At 63.2% G+C, this 8,579-nt stretch carries 10 protein-coding genes and 1 riboswitch; of the genes, 9 read left to right on the plus strand and 1 reads right to left on the minus strand.

Annotated elements, in window-relative coordinates; translation table 11 throughout:
• Positions 1-126: 126 nt before the first annotated feature.
• Positions 127-750 carry a hypothetical protein gene (locus tag ABE493_RS18925; RefSeq protein ID WP_062169326.1) on the minus strand — a complete coding sequence of 208 codons (624 nt, stop codon included), beginning with the start codon at positions 748-750 and terminating at the stop codon, positions 127-129.
• Between the two features lie 555 nt (positions 751-1,305).
• A riboswitch (FMN riboswitch) is annotated at positions 1,306-1,490 on the plus strand.
• A gap of 76 nt (positions 1,491-1,566) precedes the next feature.
• Between ABE493_RS18925 and ABE493_RS18930 the strand changes: the two genes are divergently transcribed.
• From ABE493_RS18930 to ABE493_RS18970, 9 genes are all read left to right on the plus strand, one after another.
• Positions 1,567-2,169, plus strand: a complete 603-nt coding sequence (locus ABE493_RS18930) for a riboflavin synthase (protein ID WP_062169323.1) — start codon at positions 1,567-1,569, stop codon at positions 2,167-2,169.
• On the plus strand, positions 2,166-3,272 hold the full coding sequence (gene ribB / locus ABE493_RS18935) for a 3,4-dihydroxy-2-butanone-4-phosphate synthase (protein ID WP_346500878.1): 1,107 nt from the start codon (positions 2,166-2,168) through the stop codon (positions 3,270-3,272). The genes ABE493_RS18930 and ribB overlap by 4 nt, the downstream gene beginning before the upstream one ends.
• Positions 3,273-3,489: 217 nt before the next feature.
• Positions 3,490-3,957 (plus strand): 6,7-dimethyl-8-ribityllumazine synthase, encoded by a 468-nt coding sequence (ribH, locus tag ABE493_RS18940; protein WP_057627425.1) that lies wholly within the window; start codon positions 3,490-3,492, stop codon positions 3,955-3,957.
• A complete protein-coding gene (gene nusB / locus ABE493_RS18945; protein ID WP_346500881.1) occupies positions 3,954-4,433 on the plus strand; it encodes a transcription antitermination factor NusB in 480 nt (159 codons plus the stop codon). The genes ribH and nusB overlap by 4 nt, the downstream gene beginning before the upstream one ends.
• Positions 4,434-4,526: 93 nt before the next feature.
• The gene (gene thiL / locus ABE493_RS18950) at positions 4,527-5,519 is read left to right on the plus strand and encodes a thiamine-phosphate kinase (RefSeq protein WP_346500883.1); all 993 of its coding nucleotides are present in this window, start codon (positions 4,527-4,529) and stop codon (positions 5,517-5,519) included.
• A 188-nt stretch (positions 5,520-5,707) separates the two neighbouring features.
• Positions 5,708-6,097 (plus strand): roadblock/LC7 domain-containing protein, encoded by a 390-nt coding sequence (locus tag ABE493_RS18955; RefSeq protein WP_346500885.1) that lies wholly within the window; start codon positions 5,708-5,710, stop codon positions 6,095-6,097.
• Between the two features lie 164 nt (positions 6,098-6,261).
• Positions 6,262-6,624 (plus strand): hypothetical protein, encoded by a 363-nt coding sequence (locus ABE493_RS18960; protein WP_062169316.1) that lies wholly within the window; start codon positions 6,262-6,264, stop codon positions 6,622-6,624.
• Positions 6,625-6,767: 143 nt separating this feature from the next.
• On the plus strand, positions 6,768-7,658 hold the full coding sequence (locus ABE493_RS18965; RefSeq protein ID WP_346500887.1) for a hypothetical protein: 891 nt from the start codon (positions 6,768-6,770) through the stop codon (positions 7,656-7,658).
• A gap of 5 nt (positions 7,659-7,663) precedes the next feature.
• Positions 7,664-8,209: a GTP-binding protein gene (locus ABE493_RS18970; protein ID WP_430980823.1), complete on the plus strand. Its 546-nt coding sequence runs from the start codon at positions 7,664-7,666 to the stop codon at positions 8,207-8,209.
• The last annotated feature ends 370 nt before the right edge of the window (positions 8,210-8,579 follow it).

An 8,579-nucleotide genomic window follows, 5' to 3' on the forward strand; every position in this document is an offset into this window, starting at 1 on the left:
GGCCTTCCCGGGGCGGGCCGTCCCTCGCCGCCCCCCCCACTACATGATCACGAACGCTGGCTGCAATCCGGAAAATAAAAACGGGGGCCTTTCGGCCCCCGCTGCATTAAACCCGGAATGGCCGGATCAGAAGCTGGCGCGAACACCGACCGAGTACTGGGCGAAGTCACCCATCCACTGGCCTTCAGCAACCACGCCCCAGGTCTTGTTGAACTTGACCTGGCCGCCCAGCACGCCGACGAACTCGGTGTCCATGTCGCTGCCATCAAGGGCGCCGCCCTTGATCCACGCCTCGGTACGTGCCGACGGCTTGCCGCGCAGGCCGACGGTCACGCGACCGGCGTTGACGTGGCTCTTGTAGGTGCCGTTGTCTTCGCCAGCACCGCTCAGCTTTTCGTCAAGGCTCAGGCGCAACCAGGCGATGTCGGCGGTGAAGTCGACGCGCTCGCTCATGTTCATGTGGTAACCGGCGCCCAGCTCCGGCTGGCCCAGCTTGACCTTCGAGCGTACGCCGTTGCCCCAGTTGATCGACTTGCGGACCTGCGAGTAACCGGCGAACAGGTTGACCTTGTCGGCGATATCAAACGAACCGCGCAGGTAGGCGCCGTCCAGGTTCGGGTCATCGAGGTCGTTGCTGTTGATCTGGACCTGGGTCCAGCCGGCTTCGGCGTAGGTGTAGCTGAGCTCGTCAGCGGAGGCGACAACAGGTGCGGCTGCCAGCATGGCGGCCAGAATCAGGGTCTTGCGCATGGAATCCTCTTGGATGTGATGTCCGTGTCAACCGACCCCTTGCGGGCCGGAACCGTAACGTCTTGTGACGGTGCGCGGATTCTAACGAAAAATTCACATGTGACAAGTGGTGTGAAGATGCCGACTGCATAGTCACGGACCCGTTCGGATATAGGACTTTTGCGCGGTATGGCGTTATTTCTCGGAACTTTATCGTCCAATTGACTGAATTCCGAATTTTTGCCGCGTGCTCGACGATGGCGGAGCAGGGCGATACTTCCAGAGCAATCCCATTAATTTGGCTGCAGGTTCTGCTCCAGTAGCGTCCCTTTTCAGGGTAGGTAACGTGGGTTGTTGCAGGTAACCCTTTGGCTACCTGCATGTAACCTCAGGCGCCGTGGCACCTCAGCCAGGCGCGGCAGCAGTACGTGCGGAGCTCCATGCCGCAAAGTCCTGGCGGCGAAAACGGCCGCTCCGCCGCCCCGTTCCACCGATGGGAAGCACTTGTTCAGCCGGGCCCGGGTCTTGCTGGGACCAGCGCTGCTACAATCGCTGGGCCGGTTCGCCGGCACTCACAAACGTCTTCAGGGCGGGGTGCAACTCCCCACCGGCGGTAGGTGCAACGCTCCCGATGGGGTCGCTGCATAAGCCCGCGAGCGCTCCAGCAAGGCCCGCACAGCAGTGCGGTTACCGGTCGGAGGTCAGCAGATCCGGTCAGATGCCGGAGCCGACGGTCATAGTCCGGATGAAAGAAGACGGTGTTTCGGTCCCCTTGCAGGGGCCGTGCGCCTGTTTGCCTTGCGGCGTTTTTCGCTCACTGTATTGCGGAGAACGTTAGTGTTTACTGGAATCATCGAAGGCGTCGGCCGTCTGGCCGCACGCGAACCCATCGGCGGCGATGTCCGCTTCACCTTCGCCGTCGGCAGCCTGCCTTTCGAGCAGGTGCAGATGGGCGAGAGCATCGCCGTCAACGGCGTCTGCCTGACCGTCATCGAGTTCGACGGCAGCAGTTTCAAGGCCGATGCCTCCACCGAAACCCTGGATCTGACCACGCTCGGCGGCCTGGCCGAGGGCGCGGTGATCAATCTCGAACGCGCCATGCGCCCGACCGACCGCCTCGGTGGCCATCTGGTCAGCGGTCATGTCGATGGCCTGGGCAAGGTGCTGTCCATCCACGAGGATGCGCGCGCGCTGCGCTGGCGCTTTGCTGCACCCAAGCCGCTGCTCAAGTACATCGCCAAGAAAGGCTCGATCTGCGTGGATGGCGTCAGCCTCACCGTCAACGAAGCCGATGACGAAGGCTTTGAAGTCGCGCTGATCCCGCACACCGTCGCCAATACCGCCTTCTCCACCACTGGCGTGGGCAGTGCGGTAAATCTGGAAATCGATCTGGTCGCCCGCTATGTCGAGCGCCTGCTGGGCCAAGGAGCCGCACAATGAATTTCGCCCCCGTTCCCGAACTGCTGGAAGAGATCCGCGCCGGTCGCATGGTGGTCATCGTCGATGACGAAGACCGCGAGAACGAAGGCGACCTGATCATGGCGGCGGAGCTGGTCAAGCCGTCGGACATCAACTTCATGGTCACCCATGGCCGCGGCCTGGTATGCCTGCCGCTCACCCGCAGCCGCGCTGCCGATCTTGGCCTGGCGCCGATGGTGCAGGCCAATACCGCGCAGTTCCAGACCAATTTCACGGTCAGTATCGAAGCGGCCGAAGGCGTGACCACCGGCATTTCCGCGCATGACCGTGCACATACCATCCGCACGGCGGTGAAGGCGAACGCCAAGCCGTCCGACCTGCACCAGCCTGGTCACATCTTCCCGTTGATCGCTCAGCCCGGTGGTGTGCTGACCCGCGCCGGTCACACCGAAGCCGGCGTTGATCTGGCGATGCTGGCCGGTCTGGAGCCGGCCGGCGTGCTGGTGGAAATCCTCAACCCCGACGGCAGCATGGCGCGCCGCCCGGAGCTGGAAGTGTTTGCCCGCGAGCACGGCCTGAAGATGGGCTCCATAGCCGACCTGATCGCCTACCGCCTGGCCACCGAACATACCGTTGAGCGCGTTGACGAGCGCGAAATCGCCACCGAATTCGGCGCTTTCAACCTTGTCACCTACCGCGACCGCATCGCCAACGACCTGCATTTTGCGCTGGTCCGGGGCACCCCGAACAAGGACACGCCCACCTTGGTGCGGGTGCAGGTGGAAAACCCGCTGGCCGACCTGCTGCATTGGCGCCGGGATGATTTTGGCGTGGCCAATACCGATGCGCTGCGGGCCATCGACGCCGCCGGTACCGGGGTGATGGTGGTGCTGTCGGCACCGCGCGACACCAATTCATTGCTGGCCCGCCTGCGCCAGCAGCCGGCGCCGGTCATCCCGGGCAAGGACAAGGACGTGGGCCAGTGGCGCCGCAACGGTGCCGGCGCGCAGATCCTGTCGGATCTGGGCCTGGGCAAGCTGCGCGTGCTCGGCACCCCGCGCCGGCAGATCGGCCTGGCCGGTTACGGCCTGGAAATCGTCGAAACGGTCACTCCGCAGGGGTGATCGGGGCTTTGGGGGCGAGGAGTGAGTGAAGAGGAGTGGGGAGTGAGGAATAGCCCGGATTGCAGGTTTTTCCCTGCCGGGCCGGCTCCTCGATATAGCTGGCAAAGCCAGCAACGTCGCCCCTCTCACCCCTCATTCCTCTTCACTCGCTCCTCTTAACCCATCCGCAAAGCGCGTACACGTTAAACTTACCCACCCTCAGGAACCCCACGCCCCCATGAGCCACTACGAAGGCGACCTCCGCCCGGCCGGATCGGCCCGTTTCGCCATCATTGCCAGCCGCTGGAATGCCCGGATCACCGATATCCTGGTCACTGGTGCCCGTAAGAGCCTGGCCGGCAACGGTATCGGCGAGGACGCCATCGATGTGGTCCGCGTGCCCGGTGCCTGGGAAATTCCCTTGGTTGCCGCGCGCCTGGCTGCGGCCGGGCAGCACGCCGCGATCATCGCCCTGGGCTGCGTGATCCGCGGCGAAACCCGCCATTACGAACACGTTGCTGACCGCTGCGCCGAGGGTCTGATGCGCGCCCAGCTGGATTTCGGTGTGCCGGTGCTCAATGGCGTGCTGGCGGTGGAGCGGGTGGAGGACGCTGATGCCCGTGCGGGCGGCAACCACGGCAACAAGGGTGAGGAAGCCGCATTGTCGGCATTGGAAATGGTCAATCTTCTGGAACAGCTGCCATGAACAACAAGAACAACGGCAAGCCTGCCGGAAAGCCGGTCCGTCGCGATGGCGTGGACCCGGTACTGCGCTCGCGCGCCCGTCGCCGTGCCCTGCAGGCGATCTACGCCTGGCAGATCTCCGGCGGCAACGCCGAGTCGCTGCTGGCCCAGTTCGCGCACGAACAGGCCCACGAAATCGCCGACCTGGTGTACTTCGAAAGCCTGCTGCGCGGCGTGCTGGACAACCGCCGTGACCTGGACGATGCGCTGGCCCCGTTCGTCGACCGTGCGGTCGAGGAAGTGGATGCCATCGAGCGTGCGGTACTGCGCGTGGCCGCCTACGAACTGCGTTACCGCCTGGACGTGCCGTACCGCGTGGTGATCAACGAGGCCATCGAAACCGCCAAGCGGTTTGGCTCCGAGCACGGCCATACCTATGTCAATGGCGTGCTTGACCGCGCCGCGCTAGAGTGGCGCAAGACTGAATCCAACCAATAACCGACGGCGGCGGCTTCGCCACCAACGGGGTTTGCTGCAGCGCCGGGCCGGCATCATCGGCGCCGGCGTTGTTGTTTTTTAGGGAGCCCGATCATGAGCCTTGACGAGTTTGGACTGATCGAGCGGATACGTCGGCGTACGGCTGCGCGCGCCGATATCGTGCTGGGCATTGGTGATGATGCGGCGCTGCTGCAGCCGGCACCGGGCCAGCAGCTGGTGGTGACCACCGACACGCTCAACGTGGGCGTGCACTTTCCGCCGGAAACGCCTGCGGCCGATATCGGCTGGAAGGCACTGGCGGTGAACCTGTCCGACCTGGCGGCAATGGGCGCGACGCCGGCCTGGTGCAGCTTGTCGTTGTCGCTGCCCGATGCCAGCGCGCAATGGGTGGACGAATTTGCTCAAGGTTTCTTCGCGCTGGCAGATCTGCATGGCATCGCCTTGATAGGTGGCGACACCACGCGGGGGCCGTTGTCGATTTCGATCACCGCGATGGGCCAGGTAGCAGCAGGGCAGGCGCTGCGCCGCGACGGTGCCCAGCCCGGTGACGACATCTGGGTCAGTGGCGTGCCCGGTGAAGCCGGTCTGGCCTTGGCGCTGTGGCAGCAGAAGGTGTTGGAGGTAAGCCGCGTCGCTGATGATTCCGCGCATGAACACCTGCGGTTGCGGCTGGCGCGGCCCACCCCGCGGGTTGAGCTTGGGCGCGCGTTGCACGGCCTGGCGACTGCAGCGGTGGACGTGTCCGATGGTCTGCTTGCCGACCTGGGCCACATCTGCGCGCGCAGTGGCGTTGCTGCCGATGTGTTTGAAAATGCATTGCCTGCGTCGGCGGCGGCACAACAATGTGCGCTCAGCGCTGCGTTCGATGCGCTGCGCGCAAGCGCGGGCGATGACTATGAGTTGTGCTTCACCGCGCCGCAGGCGCAGCGGCAGGCATTGCACGAAACCATGGCTTCCGTAGCAGTTCCGCTTACCCGGATTGGCTATATTCGAGCCGGAACCGGGCTGCAGGTGATCAACCAGGAGGGCGGTGTGCTGGCGGTGTCAAGGCAGGGCTACAACCACTTTGCGGGCATCGGGAAATAGGGAACCCCGCCCTTGTTGCAACAACACTGCCGCGTTCACGTGGTGTCCACGAATTCATATTTATCATCGCGGCTGTGATGGAAGTCGCGTTTTGATGCAGCCCCGCTGGCTGCATCCTGCGACCGCAAACAGGGGATGGGGTAGTGGAAACAGCAACATTGGAAAAGCTGAGGGCGAAGGTAAGTGATGTGGGGTTGCCTTCGTCCAACGTAGACGGCGCTGCGCTCGAAGCCGAACTCGACCAGGTCATCAATCGCAGCATCGGCATTTCCATGCTGCTGGTATCCACGGCCGATGGCCGCGCGATTGCGCATCGCTCCTTGAACCAGCTTGATCCGCGACGCTTGTCTGCGATGAGCAATTCGTTTCTTACGCTTGGCGAAACCTTGTCACGTGAGCTTGGCCTGAGTACGGCCGACTACGTGACCATGTCCACGTCACAGGGCAGCATGGTGCTGGTGCGCGTTGCCGCGGACCGGCCCTATACGTTGGCGGCATTGGGGCATGCCGACACTTCGCTGGCCATCCTGTTGTATGCCGCCCGCGATTCCGCGGCGCGGATCAAGCAGTTGCTGTAATTCACCAGTTGCAAATCACCTGTGCTGCAGTTCGCCTGGCATGCCAGGGATGCGGCGCGCGTGACGGATTCGGGTAAGACGCAACAGGCGTGTCGCCGGCCTCAAACAATGGCCCGGCCGCATTGCACTACTTAGACAACATTCGATCAGGAACGGAGAACAACATGGCTGGAAACGTCAAGCTCGACAAGTTGAATGAAATCGCCGGTTTCGTCGGTGCCGCATTGGTCGACAGTGACAGCGGCATGGCGCTGGGCATGCTCGGCGGTGGCCCGATCAACCTGGAAGTGGCTGCTGCTGGCAACACCGAAGTGGTACGCGCCAAGCGTCGCGTCGCAGCCTCGCTGGGCATCACCGATGCGATCGAAGACATCCTGATCACCCTGACCAGGCAGTACCACCTGATCCGCCCGCTGGAAAGCAATGCGGACCTGTTCCTGTACGTGGTGCTGGACCGCTCGCGCGCCAACCTGGCGCTGGCGCGTCACGAGCTGAAGTCGTTCGAACAGACGCTCGATTTCAAGTGATGCAATGTGGTGCCGCTGCTCCCTGACGGGGCAGCGGTACCGCAACCGCGCATCGGCCCCCTGACCTGATCGAAACGATGAGTGCACCCGCCCGCAAAATTTCTGCCGCTGTGATCGGATGCAAGGGTCTGGATGTCCTGCATATGATGCGGTTGAAGGTTGCCAGTTCGTTGTTGATGGCCGAGTACATCCAGGCCGACGTGCAGGAATGGAACCAGCAACCGGTGGATCTGCTGGTGGCCTGCATTGACGACAGCAGCGGCCAGCAGGTGCTGCGCGAAGCCAACCTCAAGGGTCTGCCGGTACTGGCGGTGACGCGCAAGGTGCTGTCCGGCCTTTCGGTTCCGGGCGTGGCCTATGGGGCCAGCGTCCGCGATATTTTCCAGCAGTTGCGGCAGCTGTTGCTGGAGTCCGATCGCAGCGGTGAGCGGTTCAAGCCGCGTACGCTGTTCCGCAGCCTGGCCGATGCCCAGGGCAAGCCCAGCGTCCTGCATATGGGCCTGGTCAAGGTGCTGATCGACGCGGCGCAGACGCGGGTTACTCTGCTGCGCGATCTGCCCTATGAAAACTGTCTCAATGCGGCCGCCGAGCCGGGTTGGACCTTGTCGCTGCTGGGCAATGCCGGGGCGGTGGACGAGGCCCTGGCCGATGCGGTCAGCACGCACGCATTCGAGGATTTCTGCTGGCAGGCCGCGGTGCTTTCGCCCGAGCCGCTGCTGGAGCAGCAAACCGCCGGCCTGTACCAGCTGCGCGGCTGGCCCGAGGTCGAAACCGGCAAGCTGCCGATGCAATGGCTGCTGCCGATGGCGGCAATGATGATCCGCCCGTGGCAATCCGGGCAGCTGGCGCTTGCCACCGGCACGTCACTGGATGACATTGCCCGTATCATGGCAGCGGCGGCATGTACCGGGCTGCTGGACGGTAGTGGTAGCCAGGCGGTAGGCCAACGCCCTGCCGGCAACAAGGTCTCAGGCTTTTTCACGCGTATCGCCAAGCGATTCGGGCTCAATTTTTCCAAGGGGCTTCAGGTCTGACGGATATGGCAACCAAGTTGGTTTTTGTCGGTGAAATGGGTGCGGGTAAAACGACTGCGATCCGGTCGATCTCGGACATGGAACCGATCAGCACGGAAATGCCGATCAGCGACGACACGGCGCTGTCCGCATTTGAAGACAAATCGCATACGACGGTGGCGCTGGATTACAGCTCCATCGAACTGGGCGACGGCGAGCTGCTGCATGTCTACGGCGTGCCGGGTCAGGCCTACCTGGATTTCATGTGGCCGATCGTCGCTGAAGGCGCAATCGGCGTGATCGTACTTGTGAGCGCACTCAACCCGCGCGCGCTGCCAAGTACGTTGACCCTGCTGGAGCGCTTCCGTGGATTGGCACCGGAGGCCTGTTTCGCGGTGGGCGTGACCTGCCAGGATCGCGAGTCCGAGTTCAGCTTCACCGAATTCCGCAACGCACTGGCCGCCGAAGGCCACCGCCTGCCGGTAATGTGGGTGGACGCCCGCGAAACCAGCCAGGTCGATTTCCTGATCAAGGCACTGCTGTCCTGCCGCTACGCGGAATCCATCGCCTGAACTTCGTGCATGACTGGTCTGTTGTAGGAGCGGCGTAAGCCGCGAAGCCACTGCAGCATCAGATTGCAGTTCTGTCCGTCACCGACCTGCTGCCAGCTTCGCGGCTTATGCCGCTCCTAAACACACAAATGCATGCCCTGCGTTGTCGCAGGTGAACCGCTTTGCCCTGCTGCTTGTGGGAGCGGCGTAAGCCGCGAAGCCACTGCAGCATCAGATTGCAGTTCTGTCCGGCACCGACCTGCTGTCAACCTCGCGGCTTACGCCGCTCCTACACACAAACGCATGCCCGGTGTTGCCGCAGGTGAATCGATTTGCTGTGGTTGTAGGAGCGGCGTAAGCCGCGAAGCCACTGCAGAAGCCGAATTCAATA

The organism is Stenotrophomonas terrae (genome assembly GCF_039674165.1).
Taxonomy (GTDB): Bacteria; Pseudomonadota; Gammaproteobacteria; order Xanthomonadales; family Xanthomonadaceae; genus Stenotrophomonas; species Stenotrophomonas terrae_A.

Coding starts and splice junctions, on each gene's coding strand:
- ABE493_RS18925 (WP_062169326.1), bottom strand. CDS start 750: ATGCGCAAGACCCTGATTCTGGCCGCCATGCTGGCAGCCGCACCTGTT.
- ribB (WP_346500878.1), top strand. CDS start 2,166: ATGAATTTCGCCCCCGTTCCCGAACTGCTGGAAGAGATCCGCGCCGGT.
- ribH (WP_057627425.1), top strand. CDS start 3,490: ATGAGCCACTACGAAGGCGACCTCCGCCCGGCCGGATCGGCCCGTTTC.
- nusB (WP_346500881.1), top strand. CDS start 3,954: ATGAACAACAAGAACAACGGCAAGCCTGCCGGAAAGCCGGTCCGTCGC.
- thiL (WP_346500883.1), top strand. CDS start 4,527: ATGAGCCTTGACGAGTTTGGACTGATCGAGCGGATACGTCGGCGTACG.
- ABE493_RS18960 (WP_062169316.1), top strand. CDS start 6,262: ATGGCTGGAAACGTCAAGCTCGACAAGTTGAATGAAATCGCCGGTTTC.
- ABE493_RS18965 (WP_346500887.1), top strand. CDS start 6,768: ATGATGCGGTTGAAGGTTGCCAGTTCGTTGTTGATGGCCGAGTACATC.
- ABE493_RS18970 (WP_430980823.1), top strand. CDS start 7,664: ATGGCAACCAAGTTGGTTTTTGTCGGTGAAATGGGTGCGGGTAAAACG.